This window comes from Candidatus Enterococcus courvalinii, from assembly GCF_017315945.1.
Lineage (GTDB): Bacteria > Bacillota > Bacilli > Lactobacillales > Enterococcaceae > Enterococcus_B > Enterococcus_B courvalinii.
This window is the reverse complement of the sequence record NZ_JAFLWI010000019.1, coordinates 23,330-45,897: the sequence shown is the minus strand read 5'-3', so window position 1 is coordinate 45,897 and position 22,568 is coordinate 23,330. Positions and strand designations below refer to the sequence as shown.

21 protein-coding genes and 1 pseudogene are annotated in these 22,568 nt (G+C 38.0%); 5 read left to right on the top strand and 17 right to left on the bottom strand.

Going from position 1 to position 22,568, the window contains the following annotated elements:
* Positions 1–281 precede the first annotated feature (281 nt).
* The 4 genes from JZO71_RS11235 to JZO71_RS11220 all read left to right on the top strand — a co-directional run bounded on the left by JZO71_RS11235 (position 282) and on the right by JZO71_RS11220 (position 3,297).
* Positions 282–632 carry a hypothetical protein gene (locus JZO71_RS11235; protein WP_206899667.1) on the top strand — a complete coding sequence of 117 codons (351 nt, stop codon included), beginning with the start codon at positions 282–284 and terminating at the stop codon, positions 630–632.
* 204 nt (positions 633–836) lie between these two features.
* The gene (locus JZO71_RS11230; RefSeq protein ID WP_206899665.1) at positions 837–1,682 is read left to right on the top strand and encodes a rolling circle replication-associated protein; all 846 of its coding nucleotides are present in this window, start codon (positions 837–839) and stop codon (positions 1,680–1,682) included.
* Between the two features lie 21 nt (positions 1,683–1,703).
* Positions 1,704–1,979, top strand: coding sequence for a DNA-binding protein (locus JZO71_RS11225; RefSeq protein ID WP_206899664.1), 276 nt, complete (start codon positions 1,704–1,706; stop codon positions 1,977–1,979).
* Positions 1,980–2,073: 94 nt separating this feature from the next.
* Positions 2,074–3,297, top strand: a complete 1,224-nt coding sequence (locus JZO71_RS11220; RefSeq protein WP_242590596.1) for a site-specific integrase — start codon at positions 2,074–2,076, stop codon at positions 3,295–3,297.
* 31 nt (positions 3,298–3,328) lie between these two features.
* Here JZO71_RS11220 and JZO71_RS11215 read toward each other — a convergent pair whose 3' ends face one another.
* The 13 genes and pseudogenes from JZO71_RS11215 to JZO71_RS11155 form a co-directional block, all read right to left on the bottom strand.
* Positions 3,329–3,592: a type B 50S ribosomal protein L31 gene (locus JZO71_RS11215; protein WP_206899662.1), complete on the bottom strand. Its 264-nt coding sequence runs from the start codon at positions 3,590–3,592 to the stop codon at positions 3,329–3,331.
* A 98-nt stretch (positions 3,593–3,690) separates the two neighbouring features.
* Positions 3,691–4,986 (bottom strand): transcription termination factor Rho, encoded by a 1,296-nt coding sequence (gene rho / locus JZO71_RS11210; RefSeq protein ID WP_206899652.1) that lies wholly within the window; start codon positions 4,984–4,986, stop codon positions 3,691–3,693.
* Positions 4,983–6,254: a UDP-N-acetylglucosamine 1-carboxyvinyltransferase gene (murA, locus tag JZO71_RS11205; RefSeq protein WP_206899651.1), complete on the bottom strand. Its 1,272-nt coding sequence runs from the start codon at positions 6,252–6,254 to the stop codon at positions 4,983–4,985. The genes rho and murA overlap by 4 nt, the downstream gene beginning before the upstream one ends.
* 222 nt (positions 6,255–6,476) lie before the next feature.
* Positions 6,477–6,767, bottom strand: a pseudogene (locus JZO71_RS11200) (ROK family protein); the annotation flags it as partial.
* Between the two features lie 98 nt (positions 6,768–6,865).
* Positions 6,866–7,735: a class II fructose-bisphosphate aldolase gene (locus JZO71_RS11195; protein WP_206899643.1), complete on the bottom strand. Its 870-nt coding sequence runs from the start codon at positions 7,733–7,735 to the stop codon at positions 6,866–6,868.
* A 338-nt stretch (positions 7,736–8,073) separates the two neighbouring features.
* Positions 8,074–9,684, bottom strand: a complete 1,611-nt coding sequence (gene pyrG, locus JZO71_RS11190; RefSeq protein ID WP_206899641.1) for a CTP synthase — start codon at positions 9,682–9,684, stop codon at positions 8,074–8,076.
* Positions 9,685–10,240: 556 nt separating this feature from the next.
* Positions 10,241–11,581 (bottom strand): type I glutamate--ammonia ligase, encoded by a 1,341-nt coding sequence (glnA, locus tag JZO71_RS11185; protein WP_206899639.1) that lies wholly within the window; start codon positions 11,579–11,581, stop codon positions 10,241–10,243.
* Positions 11,582–11,621: 40 nt separating this feature from the next.
* Complete coding sequence (locus tag JZO71_RS11180) at positions 11,622–12,014, bottom strand: MerR family transcriptional regulator (RefSeq protein WP_067480287.1); 393 nt, start codon at positions 12,012–12,014, stop codon at positions 11,622–11,624.
* A gap of 159 nt (positions 12,015–12,173) precedes the next feature.
* The gene (locus JZO71_RS11175; protein ID WP_206899637.1) at positions 12,174–13,427 is read right to left on the bottom strand and encodes a methionine gamma-lyase family protein; all 1,254 of its coding nucleotides are present in this window, start codon (positions 13,425–13,427) and stop codon (positions 12,174–12,176) included.
* Positions 13,411–14,664 (bottom strand): GTPase HflX, encoded by a 1,254-nt coding sequence (gene hflX / locus JZO71_RS11170; protein WP_206899636.1) that lies wholly within the window; start codon positions 14,662–14,664, stop codon positions 13,411–13,413. The genes JZO71_RS11175 and hflX overlap by 17 nt, the downstream gene beginning before the upstream one ends.
* Complete coding sequence (gene miaA, locus JZO71_RS11165; RefSeq protein ID WP_206899634.1) at positions 14,661–15,590, bottom strand: tRNA (adenosine(37)-N6)-dimethylallyltransferase MiaA; 930 nt, start codon at positions 15,588–15,590, stop codon at positions 14,661–14,663. The genes hflX and miaA overlap by 4 nt, the downstream gene beginning before the upstream one ends.
* Before the next feature lie 7 nt (positions 15,591–15,597).
* The gene (locus tag JZO71_RS11160) at positions 15,598–16,329 is read right to left on the bottom strand and encodes a glycerophosphodiester phosphodiesterase (RefSeq protein WP_206899632.1); all 732 of its coding nucleotides are present in this window, start codon (positions 16,327–16,329) and stop codon (positions 15,598–15,600) included.
* A 281-nt stretch (positions 16,330–16,610) separates the two neighbouring features.
* Positions 16,611–17,138 (bottom strand): hypothetical protein, encoded by a 528-nt coding sequence (locus JZO71_RS11155; protein WP_206899630.1) that lies wholly within the window; start codon positions 17,136–17,138, stop codon positions 16,611–16,613.
* Positions 17,139–17,322: 184 nt separating this feature from the next.
* Here JZO71_RS11155 and clpP point away from each other — a divergent pair, with 184 nt between their 5' ends.
* Complete coding sequence (gene clpP, locus JZO71_RS11150; protein WP_206899628.1) at positions 17,323–17,916, top strand: ATP-dependent Clp endopeptidase proteolytic subunit ClpP; 594 nt, start codon at positions 17,323–17,325, stop codon at positions 17,914–17,916.
* Between the two features lie 41 nt (positions 17,917–17,957).
* On the opposite strand, the gene JZO71_RS11145 is transcribed toward clpP, so the two are convergent.
* The 4 genes from JZO71_RS11145 to efrA form a co-directional block, all read right to left on the bottom strand.
* A complete protein-coding gene (locus JZO71_RS11145; protein ID WP_206899626.1) occupies positions 17,958–18,446 on the bottom strand; it encodes a gamma carbonic anhydrase family protein in 489 nt (162 codons plus the stop codon).
* Positions 18,447–18,582: 136 nt separating this feature from the next.
* A complete protein-coding gene (locus tag JZO71_RS11140; protein WP_430733289.1) occupies positions 18,583–18,756 on the bottom strand; it encodes a hypothetical protein in 174 nt (57 codons plus the stop codon).
* Positions 18,757–18,861: 105 nt separating this feature from the next.
* The gene (efrB, locus tag JZO71_RS11135; RefSeq protein ID WP_206899623.1) at positions 18,862–20,622 is read right to left on the bottom strand and encodes a multidrug efflux ABC transporter subunit EfrB; all 1,761 of its coding nucleotides are present in this window, start codon (positions 20,620–20,622) and stop codon (positions 18,862–18,864) included.
* Entirely contained in the window at positions 20,619–22,349 is a 1,731-nt protein-coding gene (gene efrA, locus JZO71_RS11130) for a multidrug efflux ABC transporter subunit EfrA (protein ID WP_206899615.1), read from the bottom strand. Before efrA ends, efrB begins: the two co-directional genes overlap by 4 nt.
* Positions 22,350–22,568: the final 219 nt, after the last annotated feature.

Genomic DNA, 22,568 nt, shown 5'->3' with positions numbered 1-22,568 from the left:
TTTTCAAGAATTATCAAATACTCAAACAAAAGACGTTTGAACGAACCAGCATAACAAAGCTGAAATCGTTCAAACGTCTCTTTTATATTTTTCAAAAGATCGCCCTATCAAATTGTATCAATGTTGAAGATCAGCTAGATAGCTATCTAAGTTTTTGATGAAAAATGAATGAATTAGTATCAAAAAGCAAATTTAAATTGTTGTTATTAACGAAGGAAGAAAAGAAAGGTAGCTACCAACATTCTATGAAAACCTTCAACATATAACTAAGGAGGGCTATTATGCCAATTAAAATCAACGATCTCACCTTACCAAAAGAAAAACTCGAAAAAGAATACCAAATCGTCAATGTTACTCGCTGGCAAAAAGATGGGGAAATTCTAGGTTGGAGTTACGAATGTATCCTACCTAAACTCCGCTACGAGAAAATCAGTGTCAAAGTCAAATCTGAAAATCCTGTGATTACTCCGGAAGAACTTATCCAACAAGGTTTAGCCATGGTTACATTTGCCAATTTAGTGATTGCACCTTGGGGACGATCAAATGGTCAATTCGTTAGTTACGGCTTATCAGCCACGGCAGATGCAGCAACCTTGATTCCGAAAAAACAAGGTAACCTTACGCAAAACTAATTTTCCTATGGGTTTGTTGGGTGGTTAGGACGAAACGGCGAGGCAGCGCCATAGAGCCGCTTCAGTCCGTTAAGACCGCCCAATAAACACATAGGCTGGAAGGACTGCTTTGCAGGACTTCCCCTTAACTTGATTTATAGAACAACATCTAGAGAAAATAAACGGCTCATTGACAATTGAATAAACAACAAGGAGTGATGATTTTTGAAGGCTTATAATCAGAAAATCATTGAAACTCCCACGTACCTTGAAATTTATGATTATGAAGCAATCATTACTCCGAAACAAAAAGCAGACAAAAATGAAACCAATCCAAAACGAAAGAAAGAATTAGCTTGGCTTTATGAAGAAGAAAACACCATCACTGATAAGAGAAAAAACTATGATGAATTATCCGCTCAAGGACAATACGATAGCTTAAAACGAAAACAAAAACACTATCAAAATATGCGATTTGAAATTGCTCGACTCGTGGATATGAACTTTGACAATCAGACAAAATTTTTAACCCTCACTTTCAGAGAAAACATTCAAGACATTGCCTATGCGAATAATGAATTTAATAAATTTATCAAACGACTAAACTACGAACTCTATCACACAAAAAAATCTAAGTTAAAATACCTTGCCACGTGGGAAAAGCAAGAACGAGGCGCCATCCATTATCACATTATCCTGTTTGACTTTCCTTTTATCTCCTTCAATCGCCTTACAACCATCTGGGGACATGGATTTGTCAAAATCAACAAGATTGATGTGGATAGTATCGAAAATCGTGGACGCTATATCAGTAAATATTTTGATAAGGACTTGGATATGAAAGAGCATAAGAAAAAAGCGTTCTTCAAATCCCGTAACCTCAAAGTGCCCAGCGTAACAAAACAACTCGTGGATCAACCTTTTGATACCACAAATCAAGACGTCCTTTATACCAATGAGTATCTCGTAAGACGTCCAATATTTTACAGTACAATAAATGAAGGTGGAACTCCTGAACAAGTGATGGATTTTCAGGAAAGCACTGTTCGCTATACAAAAATAAAAAAATGAATATTGAAAGTAGGTAAAAATATGACTGTTACAGTACCGATTGAATTCAATCAAGAAATAATTGAAGAGCTTGTTCAATTAACAAAGCAAAAAATTGAGGAAGAAGAAGCACAACAACCCAAAACAAAGGAATTACCTCCCTACCCAACACGAAAACAGTTAAAGCAACAACTAAAGATTGGCGATACTCGCCTCAATAATTGGATTGATCATGGGTTAAAAGTCATTCCTTTTGGTAAAGAAACTCGATTTGACCGTGAAGATGTAAAACTTTATTTAGACAGTCTAAAAATCTAACCTTGACTTACTTGTTTTCGCTGACTATGATACCGATAAGAAAGGAGAAACCCTTCTCTTTGATATACTGGCGAGTGAATCAAGGGAGAAACTTATGATAAATAAATATAAAAAGAAAAATGGCACAATCGCCTATATGTTTAAAGCATATCTCGGTATTGATCCGGTTACAGGAAAAAAGAAATACACCACCAAGCGTGGTTTTAAATCACCACAAGAAGCCAAGAAAGCTTATAATCGCTTGATGGTACAAGTAGAAGAAAATGATGTGGTGACAAATTCACAACGCCTTTTTTCAGAATTGGCAGATGAGTGGTTTGAGCAATATAAAAACACGGTTCGTGAAAGTACCTATGTCGCCCAAAAATTGGCTTACAAAAAGCATATCTTACCTCTTTTTGGCAATTTGAAAATCTCAAGAATTTCAATTCCTTATTGTCAAAAACAGGTAAATCACTGGTATAGCTATTACAAAAAATATTCCAACTTAATTGGTCTGACTTCATCTGTTTTCAAGTATGCTTTGAGTTTACGGCTCATCCGAAGTAATCCCATGGATGCTGTGATTCGTCCAAAGCGTAAGAAACGAATTGACGAGGAACGCTATTCTGCACCTTACTATGAAAAGGAAGAGCTATTGGAATTCCTTGAAATTGCCAAAAAATATCCAGATCCGATTTATCCAATTTTCCGGATTTTAGCTTTTACAGGATTACGTAAGGGTGAATTATTAGCCTTACGTTGGAAAGACATTGATTTCGAGAAAAGCACACTTTCTGTTAAACAAACGTTAGCCACATGTGATAAATGGGAAATCAAATTCCAAGTTCCCAAAACAGAAAAGAGCCTTCGAACAATCTCGATAGACTCTGAAACCTTACAAGTAATAAAACGATGGCAATTAAAGCAAAAAGAATATTTTTTTAAAATGGGAATTAAACCGGCAAAGAATGGTGAACAGCTCCTATTTGTATCAGAAGAAAATAAACCACTTTATTTAGACTATGTAAATCACAACTTGAAAATCATCATAAATGAGAATAACTTAAAACGTATCACACCTCATGGTTTTCGTCATACCCATTGCAGTCTGCTATTTGAATCCGGAGCTTCTCTTAAAGAAGTTCAAGTTCGGTTAGGACATACAGATATTAAAACGACTATGGATATCTACACCCATGTCACAAAAAAACAGACGGAAGAAACGGCAAATCGTTTTGCGGATTTCATGAGTTTCACAGAGGAACAACAAGGAAGTTTTCAGAAGGTCAAAAGTATGGTCAAAAGCGAAAAAAAGCAGACTATCCCTATTAGATAGTCTGCTAAACGTTGATTTAACAATGTTTTTCTTATTCCGCAGCGTTTGCGTCTTTGAGACCGTATTTTTTGTTGAAACGGTCCACACGTCCGTCTGCTTGTGTGAATTTTTGACGTCCAGTGTAGAATGGATGTGAGTCAGAAGTTACTTCGACACGGATGACTGGGTATGTATTACCGTCTTCCCATTCAACTGTTTCTTGTGAAGTTTTTGTTGAACCTGACAAGAATTTAAAACCAGTTGTTGAATCCATGAATACTACTGGATGGTAATCTGGATGAATGTTTGCTTTCATAGTTTTTTCGCTCCTTTGCCCTGCTTCATTTGCTGAACCAGAGTTGATTTGTCGATTTACAACAGTAACATCTTATCATGTTTCATTCAAGGTTGCAATTATCTTTTTTGATTTCTCATTTGATTTTTCTTACCAAAGGAAACATCTTGAAACTCTGCAAAAAACTGCTGGTTATTCTTGGTTTTCCGCAAGAAACGAATCAATTGCTCCGTGTACTCTAAAGAATCGCCAATCATATTTTTACGTAATTTCCAAATTTCTTCTAATTGCGTACTTGGAATTAGCAATTCTTCTTTACGTGTTCCTGATTTTTTGATGTCGATTGCTGGGAAAATCCTTCTTTCTGCCAATTCACGTGACAATTGAAGTTCAAGATTTCCTGTTCCTTTGAACTCTTCGTAGATGACATCATCCATTCGACTGCCCGTATCTACCAGAGCAGTTGCTAGGATCGTTAAGCTCCCGCCCTCTTCGATATTACGTGCTGCTCCGAAAAATTTCTTTGGTTTATACAACGCAGCTGGGTCAATTCCTCCACTTAAGGTTCTACCACTTGGTGGAACAACTAAGTTATAGGCTCTGGCAAGTCGTGTGATACTGTCCATTAAAATGACAACATCTCGTTTATCTTCAACCAGCCGCATTGCACGTTCTAAAACTAATTCTGCGACACGTGTATGGTTTTGTGGCTGCAAATCAAACGTTGAAGATACCACATCCCCTTTTACACTACGCTCTAAGTCAGTCACTTCTTCCGGTCGTTCATCAATTAATAAAACAATCAATTCAACGTCAGGATAATTCTCCGTGATACCATTGGCAATTTCTTTTAAGACCGTTGTTTTTCCTGCTTTTGGTGGCGCAACGATTAGCCCACGTTGGCCAAAACCGACAGGAGAAAAAATATCAATCATTCGTGTGGATAATCGATTAGTGGTTGTTTCTAATGTTAACTGTTCTTGTGGGTAAAGAGGTGTTAATGCTGGAAAATGAGGTCGTTCTTTTGCTTCTTCTGGATCTTTTCCATTGACGCTTTCGACATGCATCAATCCATAGTAACGTTCTGATTCCTTCGGTGGACGGGCTTTTCCAGCAACTTTGTCTCCATTTCGCAAACCAAAACGGCGAATCTGTGAAGCGGAAATATAGATGTCTTCTACACTTGGACCATAATTGATTGGACGTAAAAATCCATACCCATCTTGTCCTACGATATCTAAAATTCCTTCCATATAATAGAACCCTTGTTTTTCTGCTTGTGCACGAATCACAGAGAGTGAAAGTTCCTTTTTATTCATTTTACTGTAATAAGGAATTTTAAAATCCTTGGCATAGCTGTAAATTTCTTTTAATGTTTTATTTTCCAGCTCCGCCATTGTCAAATAATCGCTCATTCGGCCTCCACTTCCTCAATCATTTCAATTGATGCACCTAAAGCAGTCAGTTTTTCGATAATGTGATCATATCCACGTAGAATATATTCGACATTATAGATTGTCGTCGTTCCTTCTGCTAGCAATCCGGCAATAACTAAACAAGCCCCTGCACGCAGATCAGATGCCACGACTTCTGCCCCATGTAACTTACTTGGACCATTTACAATGATCATATTTCCTTCAACTGAGATATCTGCACCCATTCGTGCTAACTCAGGTACGTGATTGACGCGTTTCGCATAAATCGTATCAATAATTTCTGCCGTGCCAGATGTCATTAATAATAAGGGGGTCAAAGGTTGTTGCAAGTCTGTCGCAAAACCTGGATATGGGTAAGTCATCACATTCACAGCTTTCAAATCAGTCGATGGATAGACTTCGATTTCATCTTCGCTGATTTTCATTTTGACACCAATTTCTTGTAATTTAGCAATGAAGCTTTCGAGATGTTCAAAAATAACGTTTTTTACTTTTATTCCATTCCCTGCAGCTGCTGCAAGAGCTAAGTACGTTCCCGCTTCGATTCGGTCAGGAATCATGAAATGACGACAGCCATGTAATTCCTCGACACCATCAATACGGATAATGTCCGTACCCGCCCCACGTACTTTTGCTCCCATATTGTTCAATAATGTCGCAACATCAATAATTTCTGGTTCACGAGCCGCATTTTCAATGATTGTTTGGCCTTTTGCTTTTACTGCCGCAAGCATGATATTGATTGTTGCACCTACAGAGACTACATCCATGAAAATTCGATTTCCTTGCATTTGATCACTTTCAGTTCGCAAATACATCGCACCATGCTCATTCGTAACTTGTACGCCTAGCGCCTCGAATCCTTTAACGTGTAGGTCAATTGGTCGTGGGCCTAAATAACAGCCACCAGGTAAGCCAACCACAGCTTCACCAAATTTTCCTAATAATGTTCCCATAAAATAGTACGATGCACGTAAACTATTGATTTTTCCATTTGGCATTGGCACAGATACGATTTCTGTTGGATCAATTTCTAATACGTTATTTGAAAAAGTAATCTTTGCACCCATAATTTCTAAAATTTCAATTAACGAATGGACATCCTGAATATCAGGGACACCTTCTAAAATCACTGGGGAATTTGCTAAAATAGCCGCTGGAATCAATGCTACTGCACTATTTTTTGCCCCACTAATCGTTACTTCACCTGTTAGTGAACGGCCACCATTGATAACGATTTTCTTCATAAAATCCACCTATTCTTAATTTATTCATACTCGTTAATTTTACCATAGACTGTCATTTTTCAAAAGCTTGGGACTGTGCCAATACACAAACAACTTTTTTTGTCCCTTTCAACCGCTTTTTTTACAAAAAAAAAGACTGAAAAATAAGTTTCCAGTCTACTTTCTATTTAGCAATTTAAACAACCTTTTATCGAATATTCTTTGAATAGCCAAATGCTTTACTCATTTTGTCACTTGACGATAAATTTGATAAACAGCCCCGATCATACCTGCATCGTTTTGTAATTTGGCTGGTCGAACAGCAGCAATCGTTTTATCTTTAAGGTAGTGAATTGATTCGTGTCGATCCATCAGTTCTTCCAAACGTTTTTGAAAGCGTCGATTAAATTGCTCATTTGAACTGATTCCTCCACCAAACAAAATCAGTTCTGGATCAAAGCAACTGATTAAATTCAACATCCCCACAGCTAAATCTGTTAAGAATTGTTCTACGGTGTTGATTGCTAATACTTTTAAAAACTAGCGATAAAAGTTTTCAGCAGACAAAAAAGAGTGAGACAAAACAAATTTGTTTTGTCCCACCCTTTTCATCAGTCAACAAAGGAAGCAAATTAAGCTTTGTTTGCTGAACCGAACCAGTCAATATGAGATTCTGCATCTTTAACGATTGCAGCTTTACCTGGTGCTAATAATTTACGAGGGTCAAATCCTTTACCTTCGCGGTCTTTACCAGCTTCGATATATTCACGAGTAGCAGCAGCAAATGATAATTGGAATTCAGTATTAACATTCACTTTTGAGATACCCATTGAGATAGCTTTTTCGATTTGGTCTTGAGGAATACCTGATCCGCCGTGTAATACTAAAGGCATATCTGGACCTACAGCATCAGCAATTGCTTGTAAATGATCAAATGCTAATCCGTTCCAGTTTTCTGGGTATTGACCGTGGATGTTACCGATACCACATGCTAAGTAGTCGATACCTGTAGCAACCATTTGTTTACATTCTTCAATGTCAGCTAATTCGCCGTTACCGATGATTCCGTCTTCTTCTCCGCCGATTGAACCAACTTCACATTCTACAGAGATTCCTTTAGCGTGAGCTCTTTCAACAACGTCTTTAGCTAATTTCAAGTTTTCTTCGAATGGTAAATGAGAACCATCAAACATAACTGAAGTATAGCCGATTTCGATACATTCTAAAGCTGCATCATAGTCACCATGGTCTAAGTGGATAGCAACTGGAACAGTGATGTTCATTGCTTCAACTAAATCAGTGATTAAATCTTTACATACTTTGTAACCACCCATGTATTTAGCTGCACCCATTGAAGTTTGGATAAGTACTGGTGCTTGTTTAGCTTCAGCTGCTTCAAGAATAGCTTGAGTCCATTCTAAGTTGTTTGTGTTGAATCCGCCGACAGCGTAACCGCCTTTACGAGCAGCTTTTAAAAATTCAGCTCCTGATACTACTGGCATAATAAAATTCCTCCTAAGTTTTGTAAAAACTAAATTTGTTAAGACAATTCTTAACCAACGACCTTATTTTACCAAACATTGTGGTACTTTTCTACTAAAATCACCGAAAATGAAAATTTTCAACAAGTTTTTTGTAAAAAAGAAACACAATAACAGAATATAACTAGACAAAAATACCGTTTTATTATGTTTTCCTTTCCTATTTAATAACAAAAGAACAAATAGAAAAAATCATCCTTTTTTCATAAACCCTCATTTATTTCACTTAATTCCTGCTTTTGGATCTTTCCGCAAAAAAACAGAGTAGTTTATAAAATCTACTCTGTTTGATCTATTTTTTATTTTGATTCGCGATCCGCTAACGAAGCACCAACAAATGCTTTGATAAGTTTTTGTGGACGATTTGGTCGTGAAATCAACTCCGGATGGAATTGGCAACCAACAAAGAATTTCTTCTCAGGAATTTCAACGATTTCAACCAAGCGATTGTCTGGTGAAACACCAGAGAAGACCAATCCTTGTTCTTCAAACATTTCGCGGTATTGGTTGTTGAATTCATAACGGTGACGGTGACGTTCTTGAACGACATCTGCCTCTTCATATGCTGTTGCTGTTTTCGTTCCTTTTTTGATTTTACATGGATATAAGCCCAAACGAAGTGTTCCACCAAGGTTTTCAACGTTTTCTTGATCAGCCATCAAATCAATAATATTATTTTGAGCATCTGGATTTGTTTCAGCTGAAGCCGCGTCAGGAAGACCAACTACATTGCGTGCAAATTCCACACAAGCCATTTGCATCCCCAAGCAAATACCTAAAAATGGAATATCATTTTCTCTGGCAAAACGGATTGCTTCAATTTTCCCTTCAACGCCTCGGTCACCAAATCCACCAGGAACTAAGATTCCGTCAGCATCTTTCAAACGTTCTGCAACATTTTCTTCCGTTAATTCTTGTGCCTTGACCCAATCCAGTTCAATATCCGCATCATAAGCAAAGCCTGAATGTTTCAGTGCTTCTACTACTGAAATATAAGCATCAGGTAACTCAACGTATTTACCAACTAAAGCAATACGTACTTTTTTCTTCAAGTTCAAGACACGTTCTTCTAATTCTTTCCATTCCGTCATGTCTGCTTCTGGTGTTTCAAGTTTCAAGTGTTCGCAAACAATTCGATCCATTCCTTGTTTTTGTAACAATAATGGAATGGAATATAATGTATCCACATCAGGCGATTCAATCACTGCTTCTGGTTCAACATCACAAAATTGTGCTAATTTATTTTTTACGCTTTGTGAAACAGGTTGCTCCGTACGAACAACCAAAATATTTGGTTGGATCCCCAAGCCACGTAATTCTTTCACACTGTGTTGTGTTGGTTTGGTTTTCATCTCACCAGCAGCTTTTAAATAAGGAATCAAAGTTGTATGCACGTACATTACGTTGTCTGCACCAACATCTGCTTTCATTTGGCGCAAAGCTTCCAAGAATGGTAATGATTCGATATCGCCCACTGTTCCGCCAACTTCGGTAATAATTACATCAGAGTCCGTTAATTTTGCGGCACGCATGATCTTTTCTTTGATTTCGTTTGTGATATGTGGAATCACTTGGACAGTTGCCCCTAAGTACTCCCCTTTACGTTCTTTACGCAATACTTCAGAATAGATTTTTCCTGTGGTAACATTGGAGTATTTGTTCAAATTGATGTCGATAAAACGTTCATAGTGACCTAAGTCTAAGTCTGTTTCCGCACCATCATCTGTTACAAACACTTCTCCATGTTGATAAGGACTCATTGTTCCTGGGTCAACATTGATGTACGGGTCAAATTTTTGGATAGTTACCTTTAGGCCACGATTTTTCAACAAGCGACCCAATGAAGCTGCTACGATCCCTTTACCAATCGAAGATACAACGCCGCCAGTTACAAAAATGTATTTTGTCATAAATTCAAAAACTCCTTCTTGTTTTATCTGCAGGAAAAGTCCCAGAAAAAATAAAGAAAGCTCCCTATTCTTCTAACAAGAATAGGGAGCTGAAATTTCTGTAAACTTCTGACCCTTTAAAAGGGTGCCCAAGGAGTATAATACAAGCTCCAGAATCGAAAGTCAAGACATCAATTTGATGATTACGATTTCAAAAAAATTGTTGGTGCTGGACGCATTTTAAACAACTTAGCGCTAAAACTTAAAATACTATTTCAAAAACGTTTCCAATTGTTTTGAGAGCATTCGGATCATCATCGCTCTAAATTCACCACCTCTCTATTTTTCATTATTACAGTTTTTGTAAGTACTCTAAACAACATAGCTATAAAACCAAAAGAATCCAAGGTTTCGTAATCACACTACTCGTCCACAGCAAAACTTCAGTTAGAATCTTTCACCAATTATTTTTTCTTATTATAATCACAGGGAAATAAACCTGCGGGACACAAAAAAATAATGGATGAAAAAAACACAGAGACAAAAGATTGCCCCTGTGTTTGCTTAATTTTTTGCATTAATAAAGTTCCAAATATTGTTCTCTTTCCCACTCAGAAACGGTTTGACGGAAAGCTGCCCATTCCAAGCGCTTCGCTTCAACAAAGTTTGAGAAGATGTGTTGACCTAGTGCATCGATCATTACTTCGTCTTTACGTAATTCTTTAATTGCATTATGAATTGTTGAAGGTAAATCTTGGATTTGTGCTGCTTCACGTTCTTCTTCATTCATCACATAAATGTTACGGTCAACCGCGTCTGGCGGTGTCAATTCATGACGGATACCGTCTAACCCAGCCTGCAATAATACGGCCATTGCCAAGTAAGGATTTGCAGATGGATCAACTGAACGTAATTCTAAACGAGTGGATACGCCCCGTGACTCAGGAACTCGAACTAATGGTGAACGATTATGTCCACTCCATGCAACATAAACAGGTGCTTCATATCCAGGAACTAGACGTTTATATGAGTTCACTGTTGGATTACAAACAGCTGTGTACGCACGTGCATGATGTAATAAACCACCTAAGAAATGATAAGCTGTTTGACTTAATTCTAAATCACCCTCTTTATCATAAAAAGCGTTGCCGTCTTCATTGAACAAGGACATATTACAATGCATCCCTGACCCATTGATTCCATATAATGGTTTTGGCATGAAGGTTGCGTGTAGTCCATGTTTTCTAGCAATTGTTTTGACAACTAGTTTGAACGTTTGAATATTATCACAAGCATCTACGACATCTGCATATTTAAAGTCGATCTCATGTTGTCCTGGCGCAACTTCATGGTGAGAAGCTTCAACTTCAAACCCTAAACTTTCCAGTTCCAAAACGATATCACGACGACAATTTTCACCTAAATCCGTTGGGGCAAAATCAAAGTAACCACCTTTGTCATTTAGTGTCGTAGTGATTCCGCCATCTTCATCAAGTTTAAATAAGAAAAATTCGGGTTCTGGGCCTAAATTGAAAGAGGTAAAACCAAGTTCTCTCATATCTGACAACGCACGTTTTAAGTTTCCACGAGGGTCGCCAGCAAACGGTGTTCCATCTGGATTGTAAATATCGCAAATTAAACGTGCAACTTTTCCATGCGCACTCTCCCATGGGAAAATCATCCAAGTTGAAAGATCTGGATACAAATACATATCGCTTTCTTCAATTCGAACAAATCCTTCGATTGAAGAACCATCAAACATCATTTTATTTTCTAAGACTTTGTCGATTTGACTTACTGGAACTTCAACATTTTTGATGGTTCCTAAAATATCTGTGAACATTAGACGTAAAAAGCGTACGTTTTCTTCCTCAATAATTCGTTTGATTTCTTCGCCAGTGATTTGTTTCTTTACCATGGTATCCCTCTTTCTCTTTCATTTTTGTTTTTTATTTTATTCAGTCATAGAATTGATGTTGCATTCCTTGCGACTGATAGTGCCCAGTTTTACTTAGTCCACCTTGTGATAACATTTCATCACGAAAGATTTGACGGACATCATGATCGGTCAATGGTCGTTTTTTCTTGGCTTCTTTTTTCTTCGCCTGTGCCATTTCATATACCCGCTTGATTCCTGCCATATTCAGACCATCCGAAAGATAATCTTTGATTTCCAACAATGTATCAATATCATTTAACGAATACATACGACGATTTCCTTCGCTACGTTCAGGATGAACAAGTTCTTGCTCTTCATAATAACGAATCTGTCTTGCAGTTAAATCAGTCAACTTCATAACTGTACCAATTGGAAAAACTGACATTGAGCGTCGTAATTCCTTTTCTCCCATCAGATGTCTCCTTTCGTTTCCTAAGTTGAGAAAAGTGTACCAATTTATTTTTTACTTGTCAACGATTCATGTAAGGTTTTCTAACATGAAAAACAAAAAATTTTTCCATACAAAAAAATGAGCTCTTTCTTTGCTAGAAAAAGCTCATCATTTGATTATTTATTGATGATAAACAGCATTCACTGCGTGAGAAACTGCAATTTTTACATGTTCAAAGGTCAACCCACCTTGAATATACAGCGCATAGGGTTCTCTCAAAGGACCATCTGCACTTAATTCGATACTCGCACCTTGGACAAAAGTACCTGCTGCCATAATAATATCATCTTCATATCCAGCCATGTACGAGGGAATCGGTGCAACAAATGAATCGATTGGTGAAAATTTTTGGATTGCTTGGCAAAAGGTGACCATGGCTTCCGCATTTTCCATTTCAACTAATTGGATCAAATCCGTTCGTGGCTCGTCCCAACGTGGTGTCGAACGCAGTTGATAACTTTCCAATAAAGCTGCTGTAAAGACTGCACCTTGAATCGCTTGGCTAACTACATGTGGTGCTAAGAAAAAGCCTTGCAGCATATCATAGACGTTTCCCAACATTGCGCCACCTTCTGCACCAACGCCTGGTGTAGTCAAACGATAAGCCGCACGCTCAACGAGCTCTTTTTTCCCAGCAATATAACCACCTGTTTTCGCAATTCCGCCACCGGGATTCTTGATCAATGACCCAGCAATGAGATCTGCTCCAATTTGAGTTGGCTCCATTAGTTCAGCAAATTCTCCATAACAATTATCGACAAAAATGACCACATTGGGATTAATTTCATGTACAAAAGTGCACATTTCTTTAATCTTTTCAATCGTAAAAGATGGACGTGTAGCATAGCCCCGTGAACGTTGAATCGCAACCACTTTTGTTTTGCTTGTCATTTTCTTTTTCACTTGTTCAAAGTCTACTTCTCCATTTACTCGCAAGTCAACATGGTCGTATCCAATCCCGTACTCTTTGAATGAACCAATTCCGTTACCGGCCACACCAATGACTTCCAATAAAGTATCATATGGGGTTCCTGTAATATAAAGTAAATCATCACCTGGACGTAGCACCCCAAAAAGTGCTGTTGCAATTGCGTGCGTGCCTGAGACGATTTGTGGGCGAACAAGTGCTGTTTCTGCCCCAAATACTTGAGCATATACAGCTTCCAGAACATCGCGGCCTAAATCATCATTTCCATAACCAGTTGATGGCAAGAAATGGGTCTCTGATACTTGCTGATCTCGAAATGCTGCTAACACTTTTGCCTGATTCGTCAATGCTACTTCTCGAACCTCAGCTAATCGCTTAGCAACCTTTTGATCCACTTCATCTATTTTTTCAACTAATTCAGGCGCTAACTCAGCTGTCCAACTCATCTGTCATTCTCCTTATCCATTTCGAAGTACTCTTCGCGAATCCTCTGACTTCATAGCTATTCTTTTCTTCGATAAACTCTTCACTTAACACCAAGGTTTGTCGCTTGATTTCACTTAACTGTTGCCCTGCATCACTTGGTAAGAAAAGTGTATAGGGTGTCAATAGTTCCATGATTTCTCGTTTGATTGCTCGTGTCAATTCTTGTTTTCCCGATTCACTTTTGGCTGAAATCAAACGATTGGGGAACAGTGTGGGTGTAAAAGTTCCACGGTTAACTTGGTCTGCTTTATTATAAATAGTCAAGATTGGTACATCTTTCATCTTAAGTTCATCCATTAATTTCAAAACCGTTTGTTCCTGTAAAATTCGTTCAGGTGCACTAGCATCCACGACATGTAGAAGTAAATCCATATTTTGACTTTCTTCTAAAGTTGAATGAAACGCATCAATCAGCTGTGTTGGCAAATCTTGAATAAAACCAACAGTATCTGTCATCGTCACTTCAAATCCTTCAGGAAAATGCCATTTTTTCGTCAATGGATCCAGTGTTGCAAATAACTGATCCTTTGAATACGTATCTGCTTGAGTCAGCAGATTTAAAATCGTTGATTTTCCAGCATTCGTGTAACCAATCAGACCAATTTGAAAAATCTCATTATTTTTTCGTTGTTGCCGATTGCGCTCCCGATGTGCCTCAACTTCTCTCAGTTCACGTTTGACTGCATAGATTTTGTTGCGAATATGACGACGATCCGTTTCTAGTTTTGTTTCACCGGGTCCTCTTGTTCCAATTCCCCCGCCTAAACGAGATAAAGTCTTCCCTTGTCCTACCAATCGGGGCAGCAAATATTCAAGCTGTGCCAACTCTACTTGCAGTTTGCCTTCTCTTGAACGTGCGCGCATCGCAAAAATATCTAAAATCAATTGTACTCGGTCGATAACCGGTAATCCTACGGCATCTGAAATGATTTGACTTTGTCGTGGCGTTAGCTCATGGTTAAAAATGATTAAATCTGCTTCATAAGCAGTTGCTTGCTGGATTAATTCTTCTAATTTTCCTTTACCAATCAATGTTTGGCGATCGACTTGTGGTCTTTTTTGTGTAAGCGAAAAAACCACTTCTCCTGCTGCAGTTTTCGTCAGTTGAATCAATTCTTTCATTGATTCTGCAAAATAATGTTGATTTTTTTCCGTTTCGACCCCGACGATCACCACTTTTTCTTTCTCTTTAATCATTGTGACTCCTCCAGCCATTTTTGAATTTCCGTTTCAATTACTTGCTGTTCCTCGGGCTGCTCTATTAAATCAAACCACTGGGCAGTTAGTCGATTTCTAAACCAAGTAAGTTGTCGTTTTGCATAACGTCTGGAATTTTGTTTGATTTGTTCTACGACTTCTGCTAAAGAATCCTGTCCATTAAAATAGGGGAAAAATTCTTTGTACCCAATTCCTTGACTTGCTTGTGTATCACCTAATTGATAAACAAAACGTGCCTCATCTTCCAGACCAGCTTTTAGCATCAAATCCACTCGTAAATTGATTCGTTCATAAAGCTTCTCTCGGTTGGTATCCAAGCCAATCATGTAATAATCGTATAATTGTTTTGGTTGTTCTTTGGGAGCAGTAATGCTGAATCCTGTCGTTTCTAAAACTTCCAACGCCCGGACAACTTTTCGCTGATTGTTCCAATGAATTTTTTCTGCTGCTTCTGGATCTTTTTCTTTAAGCATCGTCCATAAAGCTTCTTTTCCATATTCATCAGCAAATGCTTCGTATTTTTGGCGAACTAGTTTGGTTTCGTCTTGCTGTTTGTCTGCAGCACCTAATTGGTAATCATAAAGTAAAGACTGGATATACAATCCTGTGCCACCAGCAATAATCGGCAAATGACCTCTAGCCGTGATTTCAGCAATCAATTGTCTAGCAGACTGCTGAAAATCAGCAGCTGAGTAGCGTTGCGTCGGCTCAATCACATCAATCAAATGATGTGGTACGCCAGCCATTTCTTCTGTGGTGACCTTTGCTGTCCCAATATCTAGTTTTTGATACACTTGTAAGGAATCACCACTAATGATTTCCCCATTAAATTTTTTTGCTAATTCAATGCTCAAAGCTGTTTTACCAACAGCCGTTGGGCCAACAATTACTAATACTTTTTCCATAAGCATCCTACTTTTTCATAAATTGTTTCAGGCGAATGGCTCTCTCAGGATAATCGGTAATGATTCCTGTCACTCCAAATCCATAGCACCAATTAATTTCTTCTTCGGTATTGATCGTCCAAGGTCGAATAGGTTTATCAAATATTCCTACTTGTTCAGGTTGCTCTTGCAACCAAGTCTTTTTGGGATGAACGCCTTCGATAAATCCGTTTTCCTTTGCGTACATGATTTTATTTTTTGAAGTCCCTGTCAAAACATCTAATTGAACGCCAGGTTCTAGTTTCGCCATGCGCTCTAAAGAAGCAAGGTTGAAACTGCAATACCCATGTTCAAATGGCCAAGACTGTTGCAACAAGGCAGAAACTTTTTCCTCAATTTGAGGATATTCATACTTATCTGTCTTTAATTCGATCATTAATACACCGCGATAGTTTTTTTGGAGCAAAAGGTTCAGTACCTCTTTTAAAGTTGGCACTTTTGCCGCAGAAAAATCTTTGCTAAACCAACTACCGGCGTTCAACTTTTTGATTTCTTCTAACGTTTTCTCGCGAAGTAATCCTTTACCATTTGTTGTTCGATCCACTTCTTCATCATGCATCACAACTATTTGGCCGTCTGCACTAAGATGAACATCTAACTCGATTCCATCTGAACCAACACGAACCGCTTCGGCAAATGCTGGCAATGTATTTTCAGGATGTGTTCCGCTACTCCCGCGATGTGCGTAAATCTGTACCATATTCATTCACTCCAATCGAGTACTATTGTAACATATGGAAGAAGTTCTAGCTCAAGCACTGACCCTAGCTGAACAAGGAACGAGCACGTCAAAGAACTCTCCCTGTTTTTATATAGCTACGCATTTTTTCGATTTGTTACTTTAAAAAGCTCACAAATAAATTTGTTGCTAAAAAGCCTTCATCACACCAAGATGAACCAATTTTTTTAAGAAAGATTTTCTATCTGCAACAAAAAAGAACCTTGACTCTCGTCAAGGTTCTGCTGCTAATTGATTTTTAGTTAGCTCCACACGTCATCTTTTGAAAAGAAGCCGATTGGTTGTTTCGTCAGATTTTTTAATTGTAATTTTTTCTCATTGATCATCTCAGTCAGATTATCACTAAAGTTTTCTAAAATGACACGACCACCTTTGTACGCGTATCCACCTACTTTCATTGTTTCGTCAGGCGAAAGGATTACTTTTCGATGAGCAATCGTTTTGAACAATTCATCTAAAATATAGTTAGGTAAATAAAAATTATTTTGTGTCGCATATGATTGCAAATAAGCAAAATCGTCAATCGTGATGTAGCAGTCATCAAATGCGTCAAAGCTGACATACTCTTCCATTAGAGTGGAACGTTTTTGCAGAATCTCATTGATTTTCTTATTCAATTGATTCAACGTTTCAATTTCTTTGACCTTTAGTTCTAATTCACGTCGACGTGTTTCTTTATTTTCTAAATGACGCATCTGGATCGCCATGCCAAGATAGACAACCACTGCACCCAAAAGAACGCCGATAAAACCTATGATTCCCACTTCCAAATCTATTGCTCCCCCTTGTTTCTGTTCTCTTTTTATCATAACATAAAGAAGTCTTTCTTCGACCAATTTGTCGAAGTTTTTTCATTTGACCTTTATTGACCAAAAAGGTATACTTCTTCTTAGGTATTTAAGAATACTTTGTGTTACACTAACTTTGAAAGAATTTTAAGGAGGAAATTTTAGAATGAATTTAATTCCTACAGTTATCGAACAATCATCTCATGGTGAAAGAGCCTACGATATTTATTCTCGTCTATTAAAAGACCGTATCATCATGTTGAGCGGACAAGTAACAGATGATCTTGCAAATTCGATCATTGCACAATTGCTTTTCCTTGATGCTCAGGACTCTGAAAAAGATATTTATCTTTACATCAACTCTCCAGGTGGATCTGTGACAGCAGGTATGGCCATTTATGACACAATGAATTTTGTCAAAGCAGATGTCCAAACAATCGTTATGGGGATGGCTGCTTCAATGGGCAGTTTCTTACTAACTGCTGGTACAAAAGGCAAACGTTTTGCTTTGCCAAACGCAGAAATCATGATTCACCAACCACTTGGTGGCGCACAAGGTCAAGCAACTGAAATTGAAATTGCTGCACGCCACATTTTACAAACTCGTGAACGCTTAAACAAAATCTTAGCTGAACGTACAGGTCAACCACTTGAAGTCATCGAAAAAGATACTGATCGTGACAATTATATGACTGCTCAACAAGCAAAAAATTATGGCTTGATCGACGAAGTAATGGAAAACAACTCTGCTTTAAAATAAGCATAGAACATAAAAAAACGCGCCTTTACCGGCGCGTTTTTTTATGTTCTCATTGAATATTTACCTGCTAAGTATTCTTGTCCTAACTCAATATAGTGCTGAATATTTGCCTGATTTTTTTGAATTTCTTCCTCTGTTAACGAACGGATCACTTTAGCTGGTCGCCCAAACGCCAACACATTTGGCGGGATCACTTTGCCTTCCGTTACCAAAGATCCTGCGCCAATCAGACTATTTTCGCCGATCTGCGCATGATTCAAAATCGTTGAGCCCATCCCAATCAATGCACCTTTTTCAATTTTACACCCGTGAAGTAAGCATTGATGGCCAACTGTTACATTTTCTGCAATTTCTGTTGGTGCATCATGATCTACATGGATAATCGTTCCATCTTGAATGTTGGTTCCTTTTCCTATCTTGATCCAGTTACTATCTCCTCGCAAAACAGCTTGATACCAAATCGTAACATCCTTGGCTAAAGTAACATCACCAACTACTGTTGCATTTGGCGCAATAAATATTTTCTCCATTTGCCTCCCACTTTCACTCATCCTTTGTTCAAAGTATAGCAATACTTTTCAGTGAATACTAGAAAAGAATCGACGAAAAAAGGTTGCAACAAAAGTCCTCAGACTCTATGTTACAACCTTAAACTTGAATTGAATCTTATAGTTGTTCTAAGACAACTTCATAAGCTTCAACTTGTGCGAGTAAACGTTCGATTTGCACTTCGTTTTCGATAAAATTGATTGAATTGCCTAATTCTTCTTGTCGGCGTGTTGTTAAACGGTCGATTTCTTTCTTGGCTTCAGCGATTTGTTTGTTTAGAAATTGTTCCATGTTTTCCATCTCCGTTTCTTCTTGATAGTTCAACTGTATCACCAAGTTTTTGGAAAAACAAAAATTTCGCATTGAAGAATAATTTCCCGATTAACTAGTTACCTGTTACTCGACTTCTTCAGCAAATTGGCTATTGTAAAGTTTCTCATAAAAACCACCTTGTGCAAGTAAACTTTCATGTGTTCCTTTTTCGATAATGGAACCTTGATCCATTACTAAAATCAAATCTGCCTCACGAATCGTCGATAATCGGTGCGCAATCACAAAGCTTGTGCGTCCTTTCATGACACGATCCATTGCCTTTTGAATCAGAGCTTCAAGACGTGTATCAACTGAACTTGTTGCCTCATCCAAAATCAAAATCTTAGGATCAGAAATCACTGCGCGGGCAATCGTTAATAACTGCTTTTGACCAAGAGAAACATTGTCACCTTCAGCATTGATTTCCATTTCATATCCGTCTGGCATCGTGCGAATAAAGTGATCGACATTCGCTGTCTTCGCCGCGTCAACGACTTCATAATCAGTGGCATCCAACTTCCCAAAACGAATGTTGTCTGCGATAGTTCCTTCGTACAACCAAGCATCTTGTAGTACCATGCCAAATAGCGAACGAACATCGCTTCGACTCAAGGATTTGGTATCAATACCATCAATTTTGATTGCACCACTGTTTACATCATAAAAACGCATCAATAAATTGATCAAAGTCGTTTTCCCTGCACCAGTCGGCCCAACTACAGCCACCATTTGTCCTGCTTTGACTTCAAAATTCAAGTCTTGGATCAACGGTTTACTTGGATCGTAAGCAAAGTCGACATGCTCAAATGTGACCGCACCTTCAACAACTTCAGGTAAAGTCGCATCAATTTCGTTCAAAGGTTCTTCTGGCTCATCAAGAATTTCAAATACTCGTTTTGTTGCTGCAGAAGCACTCTGTAACACAGAAGAAAGTTGCGTGATATTTCCCATTGGCTGACTGATTTGCCAAATGTATTGAATAAACGCTTGAAGTTGCCCCACAACGATCACACCAGTGATAACATAGAAACTTCCCATGACAGCCATGCCAATATACGTTGCATAAGCAGTCAATTGAACTAACGGCATCATTAAACCAGAAATAAAAGCTGCTTTAAAACCAAAGTATTTTAATTGATGATTAACAGCTTTAAAGCCATCTAGTGTTTGTTTTTCACGTCCATAAACTTTTAACACAGTAAATCCCGTCATGTTTTCTTGCACATATCCATTCAAATCACCAAGTGAATTTTGCATATTTTGGAAATCTTTTTGCGATACATTCACAATTTTTTTAGAAATCCAAATGGAAGCTGGTATCATGATCATCGAAATGAGTGCCATGATTGGTTGGATGTAAAACATCATTACTGCAGCCATTGCAATTGCAAGTACAGCATTGACAATTCCGATAAACGCTTGTTGTAATGCACCACTTACAGCATCCACATCATTCGTTACCCGAGATAAGATATTTCCTTGTTGATTTTTATCAAAATAAGATACTGGCAAACGATTGATCTTTTCTTCAATATCACGACGTAAATCCTGCATTGCACTTTGCACCACATTCGTCATCAGCACACCTGACAACAATTGCGAAACACAGTAACCGATTCCGACAATCGTGATCCAAATCAAGCATTGGATAATATAAGAAAAGTTGATTGGTTCATTATTTGCTAAATTTCGACTGATCTCCGTTGTTGGCAACCCTGTTACATAAGGAAGGGCTGCATTGAAAGCAACCGTTAAGACAGTAAAGAAAAGGACCAAAATAAAAGTTGTTTTATACGGGTTAATATAATGTGCCAGTCTTTTTAAAGAAGAAAATGTCTGTTTCATGCTAATTCCTCCTTCGATAGTTGAGAGGCGGCAATATCGTAATAGATTGGGCAAGTTTCTAGTAATTCACGGTGCGTACCCATTCCCACAACTTCCCCTTCATTCAGCACAACGATTTTATCAGCGTGCATAATCGTTCCAACACGTTGTGCCACAATTAAAACTGTTGATTCTGTTGTCTCTTTCTTCAATCGAGCGCGAAGTTTCGCATCTGTTTGGTAATCCAAAGCAGAGAAACTATCGTCAAAAATATAAATTTCTGGTCGACGAATGATTGCGCGGGCAATGGCTAACCGTTGCTTTTGACCACCAGAAAAGTTTGAGCCTCCTTCTGAAAGATGTTCATTGAATCCATCTGGTTTACGAGAAATAAAGTCAGTCGCTTGTGCAATATCTGCTGCTGCTTTCATTTCTTCATCTGTCGCATCTTCTTTTCCGTAACGAAGATTTTCTGCAATGGTCCCGGTGAATAGTAATGCTTTTTGCGGAATAAACCCGATTTTGTCACGTAAAGTGCTCAAACGATAGTCTCGTACATCTACACCATCAATTAAAATCTTCCCTTCACTCACGTCATAAAAACGCGGGATCAGTTGGATCAAAGTTGACTTACCGCTCCCCGTACTTCCGATAAACGCAACTGTCTCCCCTGGCGACGCGGTAAAACTTACATTTCGAATGACTGGTTCTTGTGCATGACCAGGATAAGCAAATGTTACATCCTTAAACTCAACAAATCCTTTTGTTTTCGTTTCCGAAACCCCGTCAGGATTTTCTGAGATCTCAGGCTGTGCATCTAAGGCTTCCTGGATACGTGAAGCAGAAACAGCCGCTCTTGGATACATCATAAAGACACTTGCAAAAAGCATAAATGAGAAGAGCGCGTGGAAAATATATTCGATAAATGCAATCAAGTCCCCGACTTTTAGTGCCCCGGCATCAATTTGTAGTGTTCCGCTCCAAATAATCAAAACCATGACAATATTAAATAGGAAATAAAAACCTGGTTGCGCTACTGCCATTAGACGAAATAAACTTTTTGAGCTTGAAGCATAATTTTCGTTGACTTTGCCAAAACGTTTTTCTTCAAATTTTTCATTCACAAAAGCGCGAATGACACGTAGGCCAGATAGATTTTCTCTTAGTATGCTATTGATTTTATCTAAATTCTTTTGTTGCTTTTTGGATAATGGTTCAGAAACTTTCGCAATTGCTATCACGGCAAGTAGTAAGAAAGGGAGCGCACCAACTACATAAAGCCCTAATCTCGCGCTTGTCCGAACAACCATATATAAACTAACTGCAAACATCATCGGTGTCATAAAACCAATCCGTAAAATGTTTTGTAAAAACAGCATGATTTGATACGCATCATTCGTTGTACGCGTGATCAAAGAAGAAACACCTAAATTTTCATACTCTTGATGCGAATAACTTTGAATTTTTTCAAATAAATCATCGCGAATATCCGCAACGATATTTGTCGTGATTCTTGAGCCAAAATAGCCTAAAAGAATATTTAAAATAATTCCGATGACGGTGATCACGATCATGACGATTCCTTGTTGTTTAACGTAATCAAAATCATCTTGTAATATCCCAAAGTCGATCATTCGTGCCAAAATTGTTGGTAAACCTAATTCAATGAGGATAAACCCAAATACACAAATGAAATTGAAAAGTAAAAATTTCTTATACCTCATTGTGTAGTGCCACATTAACTTCACTTTCTCATCTCCCTTTTAAAAATTTCATTTTTTTGCCATTAAAACCCATGATAGCACACTAAAATCCTTATTAGAACACTTCTTGTTCAAAAAATTATTGGAAATAAATCCCCAACATTTTTTTAGGACTCTGCTGTTGATTTCTATACTTATTCCCCAATTTGTGCTAGAATAACAAGTAATTATTGTATAATTTTTATACAAAGGTACGGTTGAAGA